Raw genomic sequence first — 20916 nt, forward strand, 5'->3', positions numbered from 1 at the left:
CCTCTCATGCCGTCACCTCGCGGCGCATTCCGCGGTCGCGGAACCAGCGCGGACTATCCATGAGGACAGGTCGCGTCATATGCCCGTCGACCAGGAGGACCTGGCGCTCTTCGGGCAGCTCGCCCCATTCCTGCGGAAGGATCAGCGGGCGCCCTTCCGCCTGGCGCGACTGCACCGAGGAATCCATCGTCGACGGGGTCCAGATCGGCTTGTTCCCGTAGCTCGCCCGCATCCGGGTGGTCTTACCGACCAGATTGCTCAGCTCCTCTTGTGTTCTCACATTGTTCTGGGCGAATGCTACCACATAGCTGCAGTTTGTGCGCATGGAAGTGGCAATATCCGACCCATAAACAGCCGTGAGTTGCGACAGGTCCTGGAGGATCAGCGAGATCGAAATCCGCTGGCCGGCACCTTTCGCCAGAAGATCCTGGATCAGCGGAATCCGCGGCAGGCTGGCAAACTCATCGGCGAGAACATGGATGGGCTGTTCGCCCCGCTCTGCCGGGTGGTCCAGCGCCCAGGCGAACAGGGTTTCCAGGAACAGCGCCGTCAACGGACCGAACGCCGCCGCGTCCTGCTGGGGATATCGCAGGTAGACCGTGCAGGGCTCCGAGCGCAGCTTCTCCCACGAGAAGCTGGCCTTGCTCGTGCTTTGCCGCACTGCGCTCGTCCGCATCAGCTGCAGCCCGGTCACGAGCGTATTCACATGCGAGGAGCGTTCCTTGAAGGCCGTCGCCGCCAGCACGTTCAGGGCTTCCGGGATCAGGTCCGGATATCCCTTGTTTCGAGCCTCGCCTGCGATCGCGCGAAGACCATCGCCCAGCGGATCGCCCTGGCCCTCGCCTGTCGTCTTCTCGACCAGCTGCGAGACGCGGCCGACAATGTCGCCAAGGTGCGGATCCTGACCGCGAGCGCGGCCTTCCAGGCATTCATAGAGAACCAGCGCGGCGCAATTGCGCCGGGCGCTCTCCTGGAAATAGTTGTTCTCGCCCCCCTTCCCGGTCGGAAAGAACTGTGCCGCGATCCTGAAGGCGTGACGCTCCAGCTCATGCAAGCCTTTCGGCAGCACCCGAAGAGCGGTCGGGGACCATTGGTCCGGGCTATCCGGGTCCCCCCAGCCGATCACATAGCAATCGCCTTTGGCGGCCCGCGCCTTATAGGTCATGCGCTCCAGCTCGCCCTTCGGGTCGATAACCACCAGTGTTCCGGAGGCGCGCAGGATCGAGGGGATGACGTAGCTGGTCGTCTTCCCTCTTCGTGTCGGTGCAAGAACAAGCGCGTGGCGGGACTCCACCGCCTGGACCAGCCGGCCGCGGTAGCGGCCCAGGACAGGCCCGGTGTTTCGACGGATCAATCCCATCCGCTTCAAGTCGCCAGGCACTGCCCAGCGCGACTCCCCGTAGCCCTTCGGACGGCTCCAGTGCATCCAGGCCAGTACGAGAGACACGAGCGCCGCTGCGACAGCCAGCGCCACAATCGCCACCTGAAGCAGCGGGCGCAGTCCTGCTGACGGAATTGCCGCCAAATCTCCGCCGGCGGCGGCATAGCGCCCCACATGAAGCGCATAGAGCACATTGGCCGCGAACTGGTCGGCCAGTCCCCGCACTGAGATCGTCCCGCCGGCCAAGGCCCAGGCGGCGATTGCCGCACAACAGATTGCGGCTACGCCGATCAGCGCGAAGCGCCGGGCCCGTCCCTCGGTCTCCGACCACGGTGTCGCCGTCATTCCGAAGCCTCCAGTAGCACGACGTCGTTGTCGTCTTCTGGCGACACCCATGGGCCGTCCGCATCCGCCGGCGGCCTCACCGCGCAGTCCGGCGACCAAGGGCCCCGCCGTGGCTGCCACATTGCAGAGATGAAACGCCGCGAGCTGTGGCGCTGCCGGCTGACCTGCACGACCAGGTCGATCGTGGCCTCGAAGAACTCCCGGACCCCATTGCTGGCATGGCCGGCCATCTGAATGTTCCGGGTGATCGCGTGCAGGGCCAAATTCGGATCAGAGGCATGGACCGTGGTCCAGAAGCCGCCATGGCCGGAGTTGAGGAGCCGCAGCACGACATGGCTGTTCCCGACCGACAGCTCGCCGCAGAAGATCCGATCGGGACGCAGGCGTGTGCAGGCATCGATCACGGCCGAGTAATCGATCCGCTCGTCGGTCTCCAGGCGGTTGACGACCATCTCGACCCTATTGGCGACATGGCCGATATCCAGCTCCGGCGTGTCCTGGATCGTGATGACCCGATCGCTGCCCGGCACATGCGCCAGGCAGGCATTGAGGAACTGTGTCTTGCCGCTGAAGGTCCCGCCGGAAACGATCACGTTCCACTTCTCGGCGATCGCCCTGATGACCAGATCCTCGCCGATCGGCGGCAGGTCGAAGTCGGACAGCTCGAAGCGCCGCGGCCGCCAGACCCGGATCGACATAGCGATCCCGGTGGTCACCGAGCGGCCGAGGCAGAGCTGAAGCCGGTGTCCGCCCGGCAGCATCACCGCCAGGTGCGGCTTGCTCCAGAAGTCGGCGATGCCTTCCATGTTGCTGATGACCCGCGCCAGGCCGTGGAAATATTCCAGGCTCAGCGCCGGGTCCCGCTCGCGGACCGGCGGCTTGCCCTCGATTTCGACCCAGATTGCACCGGGCTCATTGCACTGCAGCTCCACCACGTTGCGTCGGCGGAGATAGGGCTGGAGCGGCTTGAGCTTGTCGTCGAGCATTATTGGTAGACCAGCCTGAGATGGTGCCAGCTGGTCTGCCCTGTGTCGGCCCATGGTCCATATGCTTGTGAACCATCTGGGAAATGCGTGACCTGACGGGTCTGACCCATCGTCCAGCGGCGGCAGGCAATAGGATCGAAGTAGCTAGGCGCGCCGGTATTAGGGTCTGGCCGACGCCGTAGGATGCAGTGGGTCAGACCGGTGCCGTCTATGGTGACGTACGCAGTCTTGATGTACTCCCCTCCCGCGCAAATTGCCGCCCAAGGGAAACCGATACACCCGCCGTAGTCGTTACAAGCCGTCACTTCGGCATTCTGAGCACCGACGCAGGAGCCATACTGCATATTGACCCCGCGATGGTCAGGCAGGCTCTCGAACCGTGCGCCCTGTTCGCTAGAATAGGTGCAGCCGTTCGTCGGCCCCTGGGCCGTGCCAGGACCGACCATATAGTCGGCCTGACTTCCATCGCGGCGCAGGTAGATGTCGTAGCGGTCCGTCGCCCAAAAAACGTTGCAGCCGTCCGAAGTCCACTGCCCGTTCTGTCGATCTTCCTGCCTGCTGTAGGTATAGGGCAGGGTCGCGGAGGACGGCAGAACCTGTGCGGGCCGGATGTCCACCCGGCCGCCCGGCGGCTCGATATAGGTGACGCGCCTCTCCGTACTCTCCCGCACCGTGTCGTTGTTGGACCAGCCTGTCGTCTGGTAGCGGTGCGGGTAACCGACGGAGAGATCTTCGGCGCAGTCGGTTACATAGGCCGGCTCGCCGTCGAGGCTGTGGTACCACCGGGTGAAGGCAAAGCTGGTCGCCGTGTCGAAATCGTCGGTTCGCTCCTCGCAAACGTCGACAGCCTTCTGCAGGTCCTGCACTGACGCGATGTCCGGCTCGCAGCCTGTGACACCTACCAGCTCCTCGTCGTCGCCAATGAAGGCTGTGCGCTGTCGCGCATAGGCCCTGCCGTTGTCGAGATCCACCAGGGGCTCGCAGCCCTCGCGGGTCTCCAGATGGTCGTAGCTGTCGGTGGAATCCTCGCAGGGGCCGACCTCGACCCGCTCCGCGTCGCGAGTATAGCCTGGCCGATGCTGTGCCCAGCTCAGGCCCGCCTCGGTGTCGTGCCGGTAGCCGCAGGCGCCGCGCTCGTGAGTGACCGGCCAGGTCTCGCCCTCGTCGCGCGGCGCGCAGTCCTCGACCACCACTCGGCGCTCGGCATCGTCGGTATAGACCAGCTCGGCGCGGAGGCGCGCGACCATCTCCACCAGGTCGACCTGCACCGAGCAGCGCGCCGCGTCGTAGCTCAGCTCCCAGCCGTCATGGCCGGCATCGGTGATGCAATCCTCGTCGACATAGTGGGTTTGGCCGATCCGGTCGTTGTAGTAACGCCGATGCTGACGTCTCACTCGCATGTTTTCGACGTCGATTACCGGCTGGCAGGTCGGGTCGCCGCTCTGAAGGGCAACCTGGTCGGTCGGATCCTCCTGGCAGTCGCCGACCACAACCGTCGTATCGCCGGCGACATAGACCCTCTGATGGCGCTGCCACACCCTGCCCGCCTCCAGGTCGATCCGGTCGTCGCAGGACGGATAGTCGCGGCTGAGCGGTACCGGCTGCGTGCGGTCTTCCAGGCAGGAGCCGAAGGCCTGCAGCTCGCCATTGCCGTCGCGGTAGCCGCGGCGGTAGCTGACCCAGACCTGCGCCGCCTCATGGTCGATGACCGCGTCGCAGCCCTCATAGGCCTTCTCGATCGGCACCACGCCGGCGGACGAAGGGTCCGGGCTGCAGTCCGGTCCGTACTGGCGCACCCCCTGGTGATCGATCCATGTCGCCCGGGAGGCCCGGCGGACGGTGCCGGCCTCCTCGTTCACCTGCACCGTACAGCCGCCATAGTCCTGGCCGAGAGCTTCGACAGCGCCGTCGACGGGCGCACAGTCCCCCACCTGGCGTCGCGTCCGCTCGGCGGTCCAGTACCATGCCTGTGCCTGGCGGCGCAGGGTGCCGGCATCGAGATCGACCAGGGGCGCGCAGACCGACATGTCCGCATGCAGCGCGACGAAGGCCCCTGCCCCGCTGTCGGGCTGGCAGTCGCCGACCGGAATGATCGTCCCGAACCGATCTGTGTACTGGTAGCGAAACTGGCTGGTCACCGTCTCGCCGTCGCCGGAGACCAGCTCGTCACAGACGTCGAAACTCTTCTGCAGCGGTTCCGGGGGCGCGTCGATCGGCCGACAAGGTGCGATCCAAGTCTTGCCCGTGGCCGCGCTCACGAAGTAGGGGCGAGCCTGGTCCCAGCGCGCGCCCATCTCGCCGTCGACGACAGGCGAGCAAGCAGTGGTGTCGACCTGGACGGCGACCTCGCCCGCCGGCGTATCGTCGGTCCGGCATTCGCCGACCGTGACGATCTCGCCCGAACGCGCTGTGTAGCGGTAGCGGAACTGCCTGCGGACCGTCTCGGCCGCCGCATCGACGATCTCGCTGCACCCCTGGTAGCTGCGCTCTAGGGCCAGCGGCCCGGCCTCGTCACGCTGGCACTCGCCGGCATAGATCTTCTCGACCCCCTCCTCGAAAAACGGTCGGAAGCGCGCCCAGCGCACCCCCTGGATCCCATCCACATCGGGCTCGCAGGCCGCATAGTCGGCCTGCAGGGTGACGGTCTGCGACAGGTCCGGCCGGCACTCGCCGACCTTGCGGCTCGTGCCCTGCCGGTCGACATAGACGAGCTGGTATTGCCGGCGCACGGTGCCGGCGGCGGCGTCGACCAGGGAGCTGCAGGCAGAGAAGTCGCGGTTCAGCTCCCGCACACTCGCCGGATCGGCTGCGCAATCACGCACCACCCGGGTCGTGCCGGACCGGTCGATGAAGGTGGCCTGATAGGCCCAGCCGACCGTGCCGGCGTCCAGGTCCAGGACCGCCTCGCAGGCGCTATAGTCACGGGCGGTCGGCACCAGGCCGGCCGTCTCCGTGTCAGGCCGGCAGGCGCCGACCTCGACCGGCGTCCCCGACCGGTCGCTGTAGGTGAACCTGTACTGCCGCCGCACCTCGCCCTTAGCGGTGTCCACCAGCTCGTCGCAGCCGGCATAGCTGCGGTCCAAGGTGATGGTCTCCGCTGTGTCGACCGTGCAGCCGCCGATCTGCCTGGGCGTGCCGTCCAGGGCCGTATAGACGAGCTGGTAGGCGCGGCGGAGGGTGCCGGCCTGCGCATTCACTTCGGGGGTGCAGGCAGCATAGTCACGGGCGACCGGCAGTGCCTGCGCGGTGTCCGCCGCGCAATCCGTCGCCCATTGCCTTGTGCCGGCGCCGTCGACATAGGCCAGGCGGTAGGCGCGGTAGGCGGCACTACCCTGGATCACTTCCGGGCAGGCATCATAGACCCGGGTCATCTCCACGGTCCGCGCGGGATCGGCGGCGCAGTCGGTCACGAACCGCCGTGCGCCAGAATCCTCGAAGAACAGCTTGTAGCTGAGGATCGCTGTCTCGGCCGAGAGGTTCGGCCGGCAGGCCGTATAGTCCTTCTGCAGAGGCACCCGGTCGAAGGAATCCGTGCATTCGCCGGCCGGCCGCCCATTGACCATGGGCCGGGTCTGGACGACCGCCACGCCGCCGGCCAGATCTATCCTGTAGCCGCAACCATCCTTGCTGATCCCACGCTGCGGGACCTCTGCACCCGCGCCGCCTGTTGCCGCCGTCGTAGTCGAGGTTCCATCCTCGGTGTCTGCTCCCGACCGCGCCGCCTGTTGCGAACCGCTCAGAGTCGACCCTGCTGCCCCCCCGGCCGCAGCGGGTCCCTGACCTTGCCGTGCGTCGTCTCGCCCACCCTCTTCCGTCTGTTCCTCATCTTGCCTCTCGACAGCCGCATCGACAGCGGTTCGAACGGCCTCTGTCACAGCTTCCAGATTGCCATAGGCCGAGAGCCGGGTGGTCTCCGGAACCAGCGACGACGACGAGAGGAACCGCGAGCGCATCGGTTCCTGCAGGGGCCATTCGCCATCGCCATCACGGCGGCTGATCGCATACCAGTCGATGACGATCTCTGTCCCCGCCCCTGTCGGTGTCGGGGTGCTCTGGCCCTTGACGAGCAGCTGGGCCGCATCGACCCCACGCAGGCGCAGGTCCGACATCAGGTCGCCCAGCCCCGCCCGCACCGTCATCGGTTCGCCGACGGCCAGCGGATCCTCCAGGTACAGGACCGTCTTCTGGGATTCCGCTGTCTGTGCCAGTACGGCACCGGGGATCGCCAGGCAGATCCCGACCGCCACCGCCGCCCGCAGGCGGCTCCATCCAGCTGATATCTGCTGCATGATCCGCCTCGTCTCACTGGTGGCCGGCGTTGCCGCCGTAATCGACCTGCACGTCAAGCGGCATGGAGGCCTGCCGGGTCTCGCCGGTATCGACCCAATCGGTGTAGGTGACCGCGCCAGAGGCCTGCGTGACCTTCTGCCGCGATTGCACCTTCATCACGTTCGCGCATTGCGGCCGGCTTCCGATGTGAGAGGGCACGAAGATCCGGCACAGCTGATAGGGCCCGGGGAGATTGCCCTGCGACGCCCAGGTCCAGGTCTGGTCGCCGCGCGGGCCCCAGGGCACGAACGGGATGCAGTCGCCGCCGTTGCAGGCGTTGACCGCAACCAGCATGCGCTCATTGGCGGTGGAGAAGGTCGCCACAGCCGTCTGCCAGACCTCGCGACGCTCAGTCTGCCGGCCGCACTCGCCGCCCTGCGGGATCGGCTCGCCGGGGCCGATCAGGTAGTGCGCCTCCGAGCCGTCCTTGCGGTTGTAGGTCTCCCACTTCTCGGTCAGCTGATAGCGCTGGCAGCCGTCGACGGAAAACTGATCGGTCGGCCGCGTCGTCGTGCGATTGTAGGTATAGGGCACCTTCGCCGAGGTCGGCAGGATTCCCGGGCCGGCAAGCGGCAGACGCCCCAGATGCGGCGGCATGTCGACATACATCCACAAGAACTCCGTGGACATCCGGGCCGCATCGTCCTGGTCCCAGCTCACATGTACCGTCTGATGCGGATAGCTGGTGGAGCGGTCCTCTTCGCAGGGCGTCACCCAGGTCCGGCCGCCGGCCAGGGTGTGATACCAGTGCGTGAAGACGTAGGAGACGCCGGCGGCCATGTCATGCCGATAGCGGCCCTGGCAGGCTTCCCATGTCTTCTGCAGACCTTGCTTGGAACCTTCGATCGGCTCGCAGGCGGCGACCTCCACGGTCCCGGACGGTGTTACGATGATCGTCCGGCTCTGCCGCATCGCAAAGCCGCCCGCCTGGTCGACATAGAGCGCGCAGCCCTGTTCCGTCTGCTGGTGACTGTAGACCAGGTCGGAGGTCTCGCAGGTGCCGAGCGGCCAGACCGTGCCGTCACGGTTGTAGGCCGGTCGATGCTCCTGGATCGACCGGCCGGCCCGCATGTCATGGGTCAGCGAGCAGGGCGCGGTCTCGTAGATCACGTCCCAGGTGGCCGTGCCCTCATGTGTGCCGCAGCCTTCCACCACCACCCGGCGGTCCTCGCCGTCGCGATAGACCAGCTCGACCCGCTGCGCGACTTCTCGCACCGCGAGGTTCACGAAGGGCGTGCAGTTCTTCTCATCGAACTTGATCTCGTAGCGGGTGTCCGTATCCGGCCGGCACTCGGCGTCGACATACTGGGACGAGCCTTTCCGATCGATGAAAAATCGCTTGTATTGCGGCCAGGCGGACATCGACGAGACGTTGACCTTGTCGGTGCAGGAGCCGAAGCCCTTCTGCAGTTCGACCCCGTCCTCGGGATCTTCCGTGCAGTCTCCCACCGGCTGCTCCGCGCCGTCCTGGACGAAGAACTTCCGGTGGCTCGGGAACACCTTGTTGCCGGCGCTGTCGACCCGGACCTCGCAGTCCGCATAGTTGCGCAGCAGCGGCACGAGCTGGTCAGTGTCGGTAACGCACTCGCCGAAGGTCTTGAGGGAGCCGTCGGCCAGCCGGTAGCCCAGCTTGTAGGCCGGCCAGACCTTCACCGCGTCATTGTCGACGACCGGATCACAACTGCCGAAATTGCGCTCCAGCGGCACCAGGCCGTCCGCGGTCACGTCGATCCGGCAATCGCCTGCGTACTGCGCCTTGTTCTCCCGGTCTTTGTACGTGAAGCGGTAGCGGGTCCGGACCACGCCGCCGGCGGCGTCGACATGCAGGCTGCAGCCTTCCGTCGTCCGGTCCATCGGATCTGCCGGGTTGTCGCCCGGGATGCAGCCGCCGATGGTGGTTTTCTCACCTTTCACACTGGTGAAGAAGGGCTGGAACTGCCGGCGCTTCGTTCCCTCGACCCCGTCGACGAGCGGCCCGCAGGCCTCATAGTCCTGGCGGACCAGGACCTCGGCCGAAGGGTCCGGATCGGGGCGGCAGCTGCCCACCCGGACGACCGATCCGCTCCGCGCGATGTAGCTCCACTGGAACTGCCGGCGCGCGCTCAGCGCCACCTCGTCGACCAGCTCCGGGCAGGCGTCATGCGCTTTGGTCATCGGCTCCGGCGGCGCATCGCCCGGCTGGCACTCGCCGATCCAGGTCTTGCCCTTGGAGGGGCTGGCAAAATAGGCGCGGACCTGGCCTTTGCGGGTCCCGGCCGCGCCGTCGATGACGGGGTCGCAGGTCGCGTGATCGAGCTGCACCACGATCTCGCCGGAGGGCTCCGGATCGGGCCGGCAATCGCCGACCTTCACCACGGTCCCATCGCGGCCGGTATAGCTTGGCCGGTACTGCCGCCGCACCGTCTGGGCCGCCATGTCGACCAGCTCGGCGCAGCCCTCATAGCTCTTGGAAAGCGGGACCGGCGGCGTGTCGGTCGGCTTGCACTCGCCGAGCCAGGTCTTCGTCCCGTCGGCCTTGGTGTAGTACGCGCGGGCCTGGTCGCGCCGGACGCCGGCGATCGCGTCGATCTCCGGGGTGCAGACGCTGTAGTCGCTCTGCACCTGCAGGACATTGCCGATATCGGGCCGGCAATCGCCGACCGTCCGGACCGCGCCCTTGTTGTCGGCATAGAGATACTTGTACTGCCGGGTCACCGTGCCGGTTGCGGCATCCACCTTCTCGGCGCAGCTCGCGAAGTCGCGATCGAGCGGCCGCTTCGTCGTCGGGTCCGGATTGCAGCCGCCGAGCGCCTTGATGGTGCCGGTGCCGTCCAGATAGCTCTCCTTGTAGGCAAGGGTCACCGCGCCGCCGTCGATATCGATGATCGGCTCGCAGGCGCTGTAGTCCTTGTCGGTCCGGACCTCGCCTGCCGGGCTGTCATCGGCGCGGCAGGTGCCGATCTCGCGGGTCGCCCCGCTCGTGTCGGCATAGACGAGCTGGTAGCCGCGCCGCACCGTATTGGTGGTCCGGTCAATGATCTCGCTGCAGCCCGACCAGGTCCGGCTCAACGGCTGCGTCTCGCTGTCCGTTGTGCGGCAGCCGCCGATCGCGCGTTCCTCGCCGGCCGGCGAGGTATAGACGAGCTGATAGGCGCGTCGGAAGGTCTCGGCGGCCAGGTCGAACTCGGGCTGGCAGCCGTCATACTTCCTGGCGGTCGAGAGCGGCTCGGACCTGTCGACGGTGCAGTCGGTGGCGAACTCCCGCTCGCCCTTGCCGTTCACGAAGGCGAGCCGGTACCGCCGATAGGCGACCTCACCCACAACCGCCTCGCTGCAGGCGTCCCAGACCTTCTGCATCTCGGCCGCCCGGTTCGGGTCCGGGGTGCATTCGGTGACGTAGACCCTGCGGCCGTCGATCTCGTAGTACAACTTGTAGTGCAGTGTCGCCGTCGTCGCCGACAGGGTCGCCGGACAGACCGCATAGTCGCGCTGCAATGGGAAACGGTCGAAGGAATCCGTGCAGTCGGTGACCGGCTTGCCGTTCGCGGTCTCCCGGCTCTGCACGACGGCCACACCCTGCACCAGGTCGATGCGGACCCCGCAACCGTCCGTCGTGACGGCATAGTCCGGTGGCTCGGTCGGATCGGCTGCGCGCTCCTCGCTCTTCTCGACCGGAGGCAGGGGCTCGTAGGCGGCGGCAATCGGGTTCTGACCCTCCCCGCCACCCCCGGCAAGATTGCCCTTCCCGGAACTGCTGCCGTCCCGCTTGCGGTCCTCCTCCTCAGCCCGCTCCAAACGTGTCAGCGCCGCTCCCAGCCCGCTGTCCTGGCTTGGCGTATTCCCCTCCGGTGCAAGAAGGGCCCTCGCTTGAACGATCAGCCCGTTCACGTCGCCATAGGCCGCGACCCTTGTCGCGGCCGGCACATTGGCGGCTCGCACAAGGAATCTCGACCGAAGTGGCGAGCCAAGCGGCAACTCCCGCGCTCCATCCAGACGAGCGACCGAGTACCACTGCACATTCACTTCTGTTCCGTTGTTGCCGGATTGTGGGCTGGCCATGCCCCTCACGACGAGCTTCGCCACGTCGACCCCTGCCATGCGCGGATCAGAAACAAGGTCGCCCAGGGTGGCCTGGACCGTCTGTGCCGATGCCGCTGGCGCTCCCTGCGAAAGCACCAAGGTGGTCGATTCCTCGGCTCTCACTGGCGCCGCGGCAAAAGCCGCCAGCACCACCGCAAGAATCAGGCACAGCGGCATCGCCATCCAAACCAGGATCCGCAGCGCCAGGGTCCACAGTCCGACAGCTCTCATCGTCCTTCTCCCCTGCCAGGCTCCGTCACGGCCGCGACTTCCTCCCCGACCCGCTCCGGCCGGCGCAGGTACACGTCACGGTTCAATGTGAGGACAACACGTTCGCCCGCAGCGACACTGATCACAGGGGCGATATCCACAGTCGCTTCCAGCGCCTGCGCTGTGATTTGGCCGGCCGACTGACCAAATTGCTGAGCTGCGGCAGCTATGTTCTGATTGCCACTGTTCGGCGGCACGGCCGCCGCTGCGGCCGCGGCAACCACAGCCGTCACGAAAGCTGAGCCGTAACGTTCGGTGATCCGGTTATCGACATCGCCCACCAACCCGGCACGTCCCATCGCATCGCCGGCCAGGCCGAGCTGGTCATCTTCGTCGTCGTAGATATGCGCGCCGTCCCTCGCGCGGATGATCCGGTACCATTGCACCGCAAGCCGGCTCTGACCCTGCTTCTCCAGCGCTTCATAGGTGCCCAGGGCAACGTCGCCCTTTTCGAGCAACAGGTACCGGCCGTCCGCGCCATAGACATCCATGTCCACCATCGCGCGGACATAGCCGCCGATCTGAGAGTTGATCGGCGACTGCAGGACAGCCGTCACCACCCTGTCCTGCGTCAGGATGAACGACCGATTCACCGGGAAACTCGACGTCGTCGACGGCGGATCCTCGCGGCGATAGTCCGGGTCGCTGTTCACCCATTCAGCGCCCGCCGGCGTTCCTGCCACTGCCGCCGCGGCCACGTCCCCGAAGCCCGGCCCGGCCTGTCGACGTTGCGACAGCCGCCGCGCCGCCGTTTCAGCACGCCTCTGTGCAGCAAGATCGAATTGCGGCGGCGGCGCCGGCGGCAATGTCCGCTCAGGCGGTGGCGGCGGCGGCGTCTTTTCCACTTCCTTCGACGCCGGCTCGGGCTGCGCCGGCATGACGATCACAGGCTGCGGCGGCGGAGCCGGCGGCTGGACGATCCGGGGCTCAGGCTCCGGTTCGGGCAGCTCGGGCACCTCGTAGAGCTCCGCGCTCAGCGCCGCGTCGACATCTTCTGGCGGTGTCTCCTCATCATCGCCACAGCCGGCCAACAGCAACACAAGGCCTAGCGCCAGAGCCCCGCCGATGCTGCTGCCCTTGCTCATAGCCCGGTGACCACACCGGGCGCGTAGCCGCCAGCCGTCCGCCCATTCGATTTGTTGCCTTCCCGCCGGGCTGCTTCCTCAGCCGGCAGGATGCAGACGACCTGCTGGCCGTGGCGCAGGGTGATCGGCTGCACCGTCTCCACGATGAAGAAGCGACCATCCTTGGATTTCCGGGTGTTGACCGGCTGATCGATGCCGTCGAACACAGCCCAAGCCGCAGGCCAGGGCTGCCCTGTGTTTCCGCCAAAGTCCAAGTAGGTGAAGCGATCGTCGCGAAACACGGCCTGCGGCGCGATCGACGCATCCCCGAACATTACCCGGTCCAGACGGATCTTCGCCGGGTCATAGGGATTGTCGGCCAGCCACTCGCCGCCGCTCGAACCGGCAGCAGACGACAGGCTCGCTTCCATGTACGAACCAGACCGCGCCGGCTCTGCCGGCCCGATGTCCTGACCGCTTTTCTCCGGTGTCACCTCTTCCGTGCTGAACCCCGGCACGACCGGGTCGATCTCCACCACCTGGTAGCCGATGTTCCCCGAGTTCCACGTCTCGCCGCGCAGGTAGAAGCTATAGATGGTCCCGGCTTCGGTGATGACGTTCAGGTTGGAGTCCGCGCCGGCCTTCTTCACCCAGACATGCTGCTGGTATGGAAGCTTCGCGGCCCTGGTCCCGAAATGCGTCTCATCGCCGATCACCCACTCCGCGATCCGCTCGTGGCGCGGCAGCGAAATCGTGGTCGTGATGAACTCCCGAAGATGGACCTTTACCACCCGCGTCGGGGCCCATTTCGGGCGGTACACGCCGCGCTCCGGACGGGCCGTGGTCCATGCTTCCTGGATCAGTCCGCTGGGCCCGGTATCGGCATCCATTGCGGGAAACTCGCCCCGCATCTGGGCCTCGACCGCCGGATTGGGCGGCGGCAGCGGCGGCAGCTCCTGCACCCCCTGCCCCGTCGAACCCGGCTGCGGCGGAGACAGGTTCTGGCCCGCCGCCTCTCCAACGGCTCCCGCACCGAGGGCGAACGCGAGGCCGACGACGGCTACCCATCGCCCCCTCACAGCCCCGCCTCCCCGCCCAGGCTCCGCTTGCGCACCGCATAGCCCGCCACCCGCAGCCCGAGAGGATTCAGCCTTATACGGTCCGCTACCCCCTCGATCGCGGTCCGATACACCCGCATCGTTGCCACCCATTCGCCGCGTTGCACCGCCGTCTTGTCCCGGCGATCGATCGTCGTGAACTCGACCTGCCAGGTGCCCGAAGAACCGGGCACCGGACCGGCCGACAGGATGTGCACCTCGCGGACCAGCTTCTTTTCAGCGAACTCGTTCAGCGGGCTGTCTGCGTTGGAGGTCGTCATCCGATCGCGGAACTCCGCGTAGACCCGGTCGGTGGAATGCGCCTGGACCCAGCCGTAGCGCAGGTTCTCGTCGACCAGATTGATGGTCTCCCTGTCATCCACGTATCGACGCAGCACGTCCTCGGTCAGCAGCTCCTCGGTCCGGCGATCGATCCGCTCCGGGATCAGCCGGACAAGCTGGGCTGAGGGCTGGTCGAACTGCACAAGCACATGCTCTGTGGACTTCAGCGGGAAGAGCCCCAGGACCACCGTCCCCATGGATCCCGCCAGGCCGACGCCCAGGCCCGCCAGGGCCCAGCTCGCCTTCACCAGCCGTTCCAGCCGGCGCACATATGCCTCGTCCTGGCTGCGCACCCTGTTCCCCCGGACCCGCCCCTTCGTCGGGGGCAGGCCGGCCGGCACCAGATCGTCATGCCCGCTGCGCATCGGATTCCTGCCGATACTTTTCGAGGCCGGGCTGGGGAATCTCAGGGCCGCAGGCGCAGGGGCTTTGCTTGAAGTCGTCTGTGCCCGATCCCGGCTGCACCACGCCCTGCTTGTCTGAGCAGCCCGCCACAGCGGTTGCCACAGCTATCGCCAGGATCAGGCGGCCGACCTGCCCTGTCATTTGTCGGCCTGCACGAAGGTCGGCATGCCGCGGTACATCACCGGCAACCGGTTCAGCTGTTCCAGCGCCTGCAGTTCCAGCAGCTTCGCCAGGATCGCGCGGGTGGCCGCCAGCTCCTGCAGGACCGATGCAAGAGCCCTGTTCGTCTGCGCGACCCTCGAATTGATGTTGTCCACGCCAGCGGTGTCACTGACGATCGCCTCCACCTCGCCGGACACGGCTCCAACCGAGTTCTGCAGCGCCAGAGCTGTCGCTGCAGCCGAGAACACCGCATCCTCGTAGGCGACCCTGCGGCGCCCCTCGATCACCGCCACCTTCGTCCTGTCGATCGGCGCGTCGGCCTCTTCGGACCACATCCCTTTCTTGGCCCCACCAACCGAGAAGACCCCCCTCACCTCTCCGGAGGCGCTGTCGATCACCCCCTGGAGCTGTCCCGACGTCGGCAGCCCCAGATGCTCCCGCACGGCCTCCTGGGCGTCGCACAGGCTTCCCAGGCCGCCATCCCCTTGTGGCAGCCAGGTCCCCGGATCCGGAACGATGCATTGCAGGATGTTCCTGCTCTCACGCACCCAGCCCGGGATCGACATCGCCAGTGAAACCGCCGGACCCAAGGTCTCCTTGGCGTCGGTGATGAAGCCCTTGATGGCCACCAGTTCCTTCGTCTGCTTGACCGCTTCGGCCGCGGCCTTCGCTGATTCCACAATGTTCTGTGAATCGTGGACCTCCATCGCCGCCCGGGCCTGACTCCAGGGCGCCCCCATCCCGATCGCAGCGAAAACAGCGGCACAGATCAGCCGCGAATGAACGCGTCCAGCCATTTGTCCTCTCCCAGCTCGTCCATGAGCTTCACCATGCGCGCCGCCGCCGGCGGCCCGCCCTGAAACGGCCGCAGCAACGGCCCCAATGCCTGAAGGTCGAAGTCCAGGAACACGGTCTCGGCGGCCCGCTTCAGAAGGACCGGATACCGAGCGATATCTTTCGGGATGGCGGTCTCGGCCTTGCCGAGCACGAACTCGATTTCAGCATCCGAGAGCCCATAGGGGCGGAGTTCCTCGGCGTACTTCGCCGAGCCAGGCAGGAACAGGATGCTGGAGACATTCCCCCGGATCGTCGGCGCGATCTCCTCCGGCAGCCCGGAGACTTCCTGGAACGCCAGGCCGACGCTCCCGCGGTTCTTCCGCGCGGTCCGAAGCAGCGCCTCGATCCGCGTCCGGAAGCTCGGCTCCTGCAGGAGGGTCGCCGACTCATCCACGAACACCACATGCGGCCGGCCGGCATTCGCCACCGCCACCTGGATCCGCTCGAAGAGGTAGTAGGTCAGGGCCCCTGCGAGCCGGGGGTCATTGGCCACCCCGTCCAGGGCAATACAGGTCCACCGGGCTGCATCCGGATCGAAGGCATCCCGCTGCCCGTTGAACACATGCCCATAGCGTTCACCGCGGGCCCATTTGTCCAGGCCGCGACGGACAGCGGAGTCCGGCGGAAATGCCCAGCCAATAGCAACCGCCAGGCGCCTCTTCCCGTCGCGGGTCGACCCCATGATGTCGATCACCGAATCCCGGATCTGCACCAGGCTCTTGTCGTCATCGACCTCTGCCAGCAGCGCGAGGAAGCGCTCCAGGCTGGCACGATGCTCCGGCGTGTTCGGTACGTCGAACGGGTTCAGTTCAAGCCCGTCGCGCTTCATGAGATAGCGCCCGCCGAGCGCCTGGGTGAGAACCTCAAGACCTGCATCGCGGTCGAAGGCGTAGATCCGTAAGTCCGGATAGGCGCTCAGCGCCCCCGAAAGCAGGAACGCGCTGGCCACTGTCTTGCCCCCGCCCGTTCCGCCGAACAGCATCCAGTGCGGCGGCGCCAGGTCGGCCGAGCTGGCCTGGAAGACGAAGCTGTAGGGAGACCGGCCGTAGGCGGTCGGGATCACCCGCGCCGGCCGCGGCCCGAAATCGCAGCTCGCAGAGCCTTTCGGTTCCGCTTCCCACACCAGAAGATCCGCGACGTTGTGCGCCGTCAGCTCATAGGGCCGTACCGGATAGTCGTAGCCCGGCAGCCGGGCCCAGCTGCCTCGTTCCCCGAACTGACCTTCCGGGACGACGGCGACCCTCGCCCGGCCGAGCTCTTCGCGCACCTCGCGCACCGAGGCCCGCATCTCCTCCTCGCTCCCGCCGGTCACGAAGAGCTGCACTTCGGCTCTGACAAGAGCGGTCTTCCCGGCCCCGAGCTCATCGCTCGTCTCCGCCCACTCGTCCATCGTCAGGCGGTTGGTCCGGAAGATCCTCGCCTGGCGCGCCCGGTAGAGCGACCATGTCACCGCCTGTCCGTGCGGGACCGGATGCCCGCGGACCACCAGGCAAACGTCCAGCCGCCGGCGCATGACACCCCTGACCAGGTCCCCGCTGGTGAACTCCGGCCAGCCCTGCACACCCAGAACAGATGTCCAGCGCTCCCGGGCGCCGTCCCGGGCGATACACACGCCGTCCGGCCGATATTCCAGCGACACGCCCGCCAACGCCCCGGGAAACGGCGCGTCGGCCGGGATGTCGGTATCGAACCCGCCGACGAGCTCGGCCAGAAACGACAAGAGTTCCGACCGCTCTTTGCCGGCACCTCTTTCGAGCACCCTTGGCCCGTAAGGGCTGAGCAACGCGATCACGCCGGCGACAGCCTTTTCGAGGGCTGCCTTCTCGCCGGCCGGCGAGGTCACGATCAGGTGGTGGCTGCGCTCGTAGGAGCCGGCGAGATAGTCGCTCCAGGCAGCGTTCACCGCGCCCAGATATCCCTCGCCCTCTTCCACCGCCCCGAACGCCAGGGGCCTCTGTCGCGACAGGCTTCTGATGTTTACGCCCTGCCGTTCCAGCGATCGCACCCAGTCGCCGCGCTGGGCGATCAGCCCCTCCACCGCGTCACTGGACCGGCCCAGATAGACCGTTCCCTCCAGTTCGAGAACCTGTGCAAGACCGCCCCTGTCGAGACGGAGCGTGCGCCCATCCTCTTCCAGGCCCAGCCAGGGCAGGTAATCCGACAAGCGGCCGTCGGCCTGGGGGCCGCCGTTCTGCCCCAACAGCCAGCTTCCCAGCCCATAGCCGAGCGCCGCGATCCCGAGGGGGGCCAAGGCCCGGGCAATGTCCGCCGTCTCAAGCATCGTACCGGTTCGACCGGTCGCCCCAGGGCCGTGGCATTCTGGCCGGCGGATATCCCCGCAATCCGCGCCCCGGAACCGCAAGCACCCGCCGGCCCCACTCCTGGAGAACGATATCGATGTGCGGCTCCCGGTGACTGGCCAGGGCCGCCAGGCCGTAGCCGATCACCCCGATCCCGACACCCACGAGCACCTGCCCGGAGGCAATCCCGCCAAGGAAGGCTGCCAGGACCCCCAGGCAGCCTGTGACCGGCGAAACGCCGGCAATACGCAGCGGCGACGCCACGGCTTTCCGCAACGGCGACCTGCGCATCGCCCTGCCCGCCTATTGCCCGGTGATCGCCGTCACGATCCAGCCCGTGCCTGTCAGCACGATCAGACCTGAGACGATCTTGACGGCCCAGCCCACCGCCAGTTTTCCGACCATGGCCATCGCGATCACGATGACCAGGCCCACTCCGGCCAGCGCCGTGACCACGTTCCTGGCGGAGGTCGCGGTCTCGTTCAGGAACGTCGTCGACTTCGCGAAGGGGTCCTCGGCCTGCGCCAAGGCAAGATCCGGGGCCATCACTGCAACCAAAGCGACTGCCAGCAGGAATGCCGCCAGGCGCGTCGATTGTTCAGAATCCTTCCACATCGCCGGGAAACCCTCAGTTGTTGCGACCTGTCAGGGGGGCAGACTGCCGTGCCCCTTTCACACAAGCCATACCGCGATAGCGGTAGTTCGCCTAACAGGCGAGATTATGCAACAACGGCTGTCTCTGGCAAATACAGCTTCAAATTCCGCATTTGTGCAGGCAGAGCAGCGAACCCAACGGGCCTACAATGGAACTTTCGTCCCACCACGCTCCTGGAGCACATGGCCGACGCGATCGCCACGGCGTTCCGCTTACCGCACCACCTCTGGCTTCGCGTCCGCGTCCATGCGGTTGCGACCCGTCGCGACGTCACCGACGTTGTCAGCGACGCGCTGGAGACCGCCCTCGCCGACTGGCTTCAGGAACCGCCGCCGCAGCGGCCTTCAGGCCGCCTGGACAGGTTGCGCCGGGCCACGGCGAAGCTGGCGGAGCTGGAGGCGCTCGCGACCCTCTACGCCAATCATGACGGCACCACCCGACCGGCGCGTGCCGTTGACGACGCTCTCCCCGCCCCTGCCGGCGGGTTTGTCCGGGACGGACATCTGCAAGTTCATCCGGATCGGCTCACTCAGCTCAGGCCTAAGCTCACCCGCCGTCTCTGGAAGCACTGGCGGGCCTGGTGCCTCTACACCGATACCGATCCGAACGAAGCTGCGCGCGCCGCCCTGGAAAGCTATCTCGGCTATCAGATCCCAACGGGCGGCCAGGCCGCCGCGGCGATCCGTGAGGCGCTGGCCGATGTTCGTGCCACGCTCGACCGTCTGCTTGCGGAGCCGTCCGACCAATCGTTCTGATCCACAACCGTGATCGACCGCCGGAGCCGTCCGATGACCGACCGCATCCGAATGCGTCTCCCTGCCGCGCTCGAACCCTGGCTCCCGGTCCTCTCCATCGGCCTGCGCCTGCTGTGCACCTATCCCCGGCTGCCGCAGCTCCCGGCCCGCAATGCCCGTCTTTGGGTGCCTTTAACAGAGGCCGAGGCGCACCTGGTCTCCGAACTCCAGGCGCTCCATGAGGCACCCCAGAACGCAATCGTCGCTGCGGCGCTGCTGTGTGCGCAGAAAGCACCGCCCTACTCTCTCCCGCCCGACTTTGTCAGGCCGATGGTCCCCTCCCCGCCCGTGATCGGATCGTAACCGATCGCTTCCCCGGCTACGGGATCGCCGTGTGTGCCGATATGCAGGCATGTCGACACGCCGGTCCGTATGCAAGTCTGCATGCCGGCAAGCCGGCAGCCCGACATGCCGACTGGTCCCCTGCCCCGCTGCTATCATCTCGCCAACCCTGTCGCGGCAATGAGAAAGAGACGACATGCCGACATGTCGGCATGTGTAGCCCACGGCCGGTCTTTTGCGCCCAGCAACCACGCCAAAAGATCCATGACAGACGCCCCGAACCAGTGTAGTCATGTATACATGTCTAATGTCTACATGGCGACACATCACCATGCATACACTCGCGATCCTCTCCCAGAAGGGCGGAACGGGCAAAACCACCCTCTCCCTCAATCTTGCCATCGCCGCCGAACAGGCGGGTGACACTGCCCTGGTCATCGACCTGGATCCCCAGGCCAGCGCCAAGGGCTGGCACGATGCCCGCGAAGCCGAAGCCCCGCTGGTGACTTCGGTCCAGCCCGCCAGGCTGGCGGAAGCCTTGAAGCTCGCGGCCGAGCATGGCGCGAAGTTCGCGATCATCGACACCGCCCCGCACGCCGAGAGCGCGTCCCTTGCCGCCGCCCGGGCGGCCGACTTCGTCCTCATTCCCTGCCGCCCCGGCATCCTGGATCTCCGCGCGATCGCCGCCTCCGCCGACATCTGCGCCCTTGCCAAGGCCAAGGCGGCCGCTGTCATCAACGCCACGCCGCCAAGGGGCACCCTTGCCGACGAAGCCGAACAGGCAATCGCCGGATACGGCCTCGCCGTCGCGCCGATCAGGGTCGGTCAGCGCATGAGCTTCATGCACTCGCTGACGGCCGGCCAGGGCGTCCTGGAGCATGAACCCGGCAGCAAGGCAGCCCAGGAAATCCGGGAGCTCTACAGCTGGGCCAAGAAGAGCTGCGCGCGGAACCACACCAAGGCGGGAGGCAAGTGATGGCCAAGAAACCGAACCTGAAAGAGGCACTCGGCTCCATCGCGTCGAGCTCCAGGCGGCCCGTGATCGCTGACGAGCCGCAGAGCGCCCACGACGTCCCGCCCGCGGCGCCGGATGCTACGGCCGAACCTGTGCCCGCGCGCCAGGCGCGACGTCCCCAGGCGGCCTCTGGGTCCCGCGCACCATCTCGTGTCGGCCGGCGCATGATCGCCGGGCATTTCGAGCCCGAGGTCTCTCAACAGCTCCGGATCCTTTGCGCCCAGCATGACCTATCGGTTCAGGACATGCTTCGCGAGGCGCTCAACGACCTGTTCCGGAAGTATGGACAGCCGCCTATCGCATAGCTGTCTGACACTGGACATGTCGGCTGGGCGACATGTCGACATGTCCAGTGCTCGACACGCCCACATGTATCTGGCCGCACTTGCTGCGCCTGTCCCGACGTTCTGTCTCACGACCCCAATGCCAGGCTCAGCATGTCGCATCGAGGCGCCGGCATGTCGCCATGCCCACATGTGTACATATCGGCACTCCGACATGTCTGCCCGGCTTTGGTCCTGGACCTCGGAGCCGCGCAGGGGTCGGGCAGGGATGGCGCGTCGCAGCCGTCAAGGGCGGCCCTTCGGGCCGGC

The 20916-nt window shown here is 66.8% G+C and carries 14 protein-coding genes; 4 read left to right on the top strand and 10 right to left on the bottom strand.

What is annotated here, in order from left to right; genetic code table 11:
* Window positions 1-4 precede the first annotated feature (4 nt).
* The 10 genes from ACFOGJ_RS24200 to ACFOGJ_RS24245 form a co-directional block, all read right to left on the bottom strand.
* Entirely contained in the window at window positions 5-1726 is a 1722-nt protein-coding gene (locus ACFOGJ_RS24200; RefSeq protein ID WP_379905487.1) for a type IV secretory system conjugative DNA transfer family protein, read from the bottom strand.
* Entirely contained in the window at window positions 1723-2712 is a 990-nt protein-coding gene (locus tag ACFOGJ_RS24205) for an ATPase, T2SS/T4P/T4SS family (protein WP_379905489.1), read from the bottom strand. Before ACFOGJ_RS24205 ends, ACFOGJ_RS24200 begins: the two co-directional genes overlap by 4 nt.
* Window positions 2712-6959: a hypothetical protein gene (locus tag ACFOGJ_RS24210; RefSeq protein ID WP_379905491.1), complete on the bottom strand. Its 4248-nt coding sequence runs from the start codon at window positions 6957-6959 to the stop codon at window positions 2712-2714. The genes ACFOGJ_RS24205 and ACFOGJ_RS24210 overlap by 1 nt, the downstream gene beginning before the upstream one ends.
* A 55-nt stretch (window positions 6960-7014) precedes the next feature.
* Window positions 7015-11331 carry a hypothetical protein gene (locus ACFOGJ_RS24215; protein WP_379905493.1) on the bottom strand — a complete coding sequence of 1439 codons (4317 nt, stop codon included), beginning with the start codon at window positions 11329-11331 and terminating at the stop codon, window positions 7015-7017.
* Entirely contained in the window at window positions 11328-12455 is a 1128-nt protein-coding gene (locus ACFOGJ_RS24220; protein WP_379905495.1) for a TrbI/VirB10 family protein, read from the bottom strand. The genes ACFOGJ_RS24215 and ACFOGJ_RS24220 overlap by 4 nt, the downstream gene beginning before the upstream one ends.
* Entirely contained in the window at window positions 12452-13396 is a 945-nt protein-coding gene (locus ACFOGJ_RS24225) for a TrbG/VirB9 family P-type conjugative transfer protein (RefSeq protein ID WP_379905497.1), read from the bottom strand. The genes ACFOGJ_RS24220 and ACFOGJ_RS24225 overlap by 4 nt, the downstream gene beginning before the upstream one ends.
* Window positions 13397-13509: 113 nt before the next feature.
* Window positions 13510-14238, bottom strand: coding sequence for a VirB8/TrbF family protein (locus ACFOGJ_RS24230; RefSeq protein WP_379905499.1), 729 nt, complete (start codon window positions 14236-14238; stop codon window positions 13510-13512).
* A gap of 177 nt (window positions 14239-14415) precedes the next feature.
* Window positions 14416-15237 (bottom strand): hypothetical protein, encoded by an 822-nt coding sequence (locus ACFOGJ_RS24235; protein WP_379905501.1) that lies wholly within the window; start codon window positions 15235-15237, stop codon window positions 14416-14418.
* Window positions 15210-17558 (bottom strand): VirB4 family type IV secretion system protein, encoded by a 2349-nt coding sequence (locus tag ACFOGJ_RS24240; protein ID WP_379905503.1) that lies wholly within the window; start codon window positions 17556-17558, stop codon window positions 15210-15212. The genes ACFOGJ_RS24235 and ACFOGJ_RS24240 overlap by 28 nt, the downstream gene beginning before the upstream one ends.
* A gap of 322 nt (window positions 17559-17880) precedes the next feature.
* A complete protein-coding gene (locus ACFOGJ_RS24245) occupies window positions 17881-18192 on the bottom strand; it encodes a TrbC/VirB2 family protein (RefSeq protein WP_379905505.1) in 312 nt (103 codons plus the stop codon).
* 222 nt (window positions 18193-18414) lie between these two features.
* Between ACFOGJ_RS24245 and ACFOGJ_RS24250 the strand changes: the two genes are divergently transcribed.
* From ACFOGJ_RS24250 to ACFOGJ_RS24265, 4 genes are all read left to right on the top strand, one after another.
* Window positions 18415-18987, top strand: a complete 573-nt coding sequence (locus ACFOGJ_RS24250) for a hypothetical protein (protein WP_379905507.1) — start codon at window positions 18415-18417, stop codon at window positions 18985-18987.
* 33 nt (window positions 18988-19020) lie between these two features.
* Entirely contained in the window at window positions 19021-19329 is a 309-nt protein-coding gene (locus ACFOGJ_RS24255; RefSeq protein ID WP_379905509.1) for a hypothetical protein, read from the top strand.
* 310 nt (window positions 19330-19639) lie between these two features.
* Window positions 19640-20284 carry a ParA family partition ATPase gene (gene parA, locus ACFOGJ_RS24260; RefSeq protein WP_379905511.1) on the top strand — a complete coding sequence of 215 codons (645 nt, stop codon included), beginning with the start codon at window positions 19640-19642 and terminating at the stop codon, window positions 20282-20284.
* Window positions 20284-20628, top strand: a complete 345-nt coding sequence (locus ACFOGJ_RS24265) for a ribbon-helix-helix domain-containing protein (protein ID WP_379905513.1) — start codon at window positions 20284-20286, stop codon at window positions 20626-20628. The genes parA and ACFOGJ_RS24265 overlap by 1 nt, the downstream gene beginning before the upstream one ends.
* The last annotated feature ends 288 nt before the right edge of the window (window positions 20629-20916 follow it).

Origin of the sequence: Marinibaculum pumilum, assembly GCF_042646425.1 — a bacterium.
Taxonomy (GTDB): domain Bacteria; phylum Pseudomonadota; class Alphaproteobacteria; order Ferrovibrionales; family Ferrovibrionaceae; genus Marinibaculum; species Marinibaculum pumilum.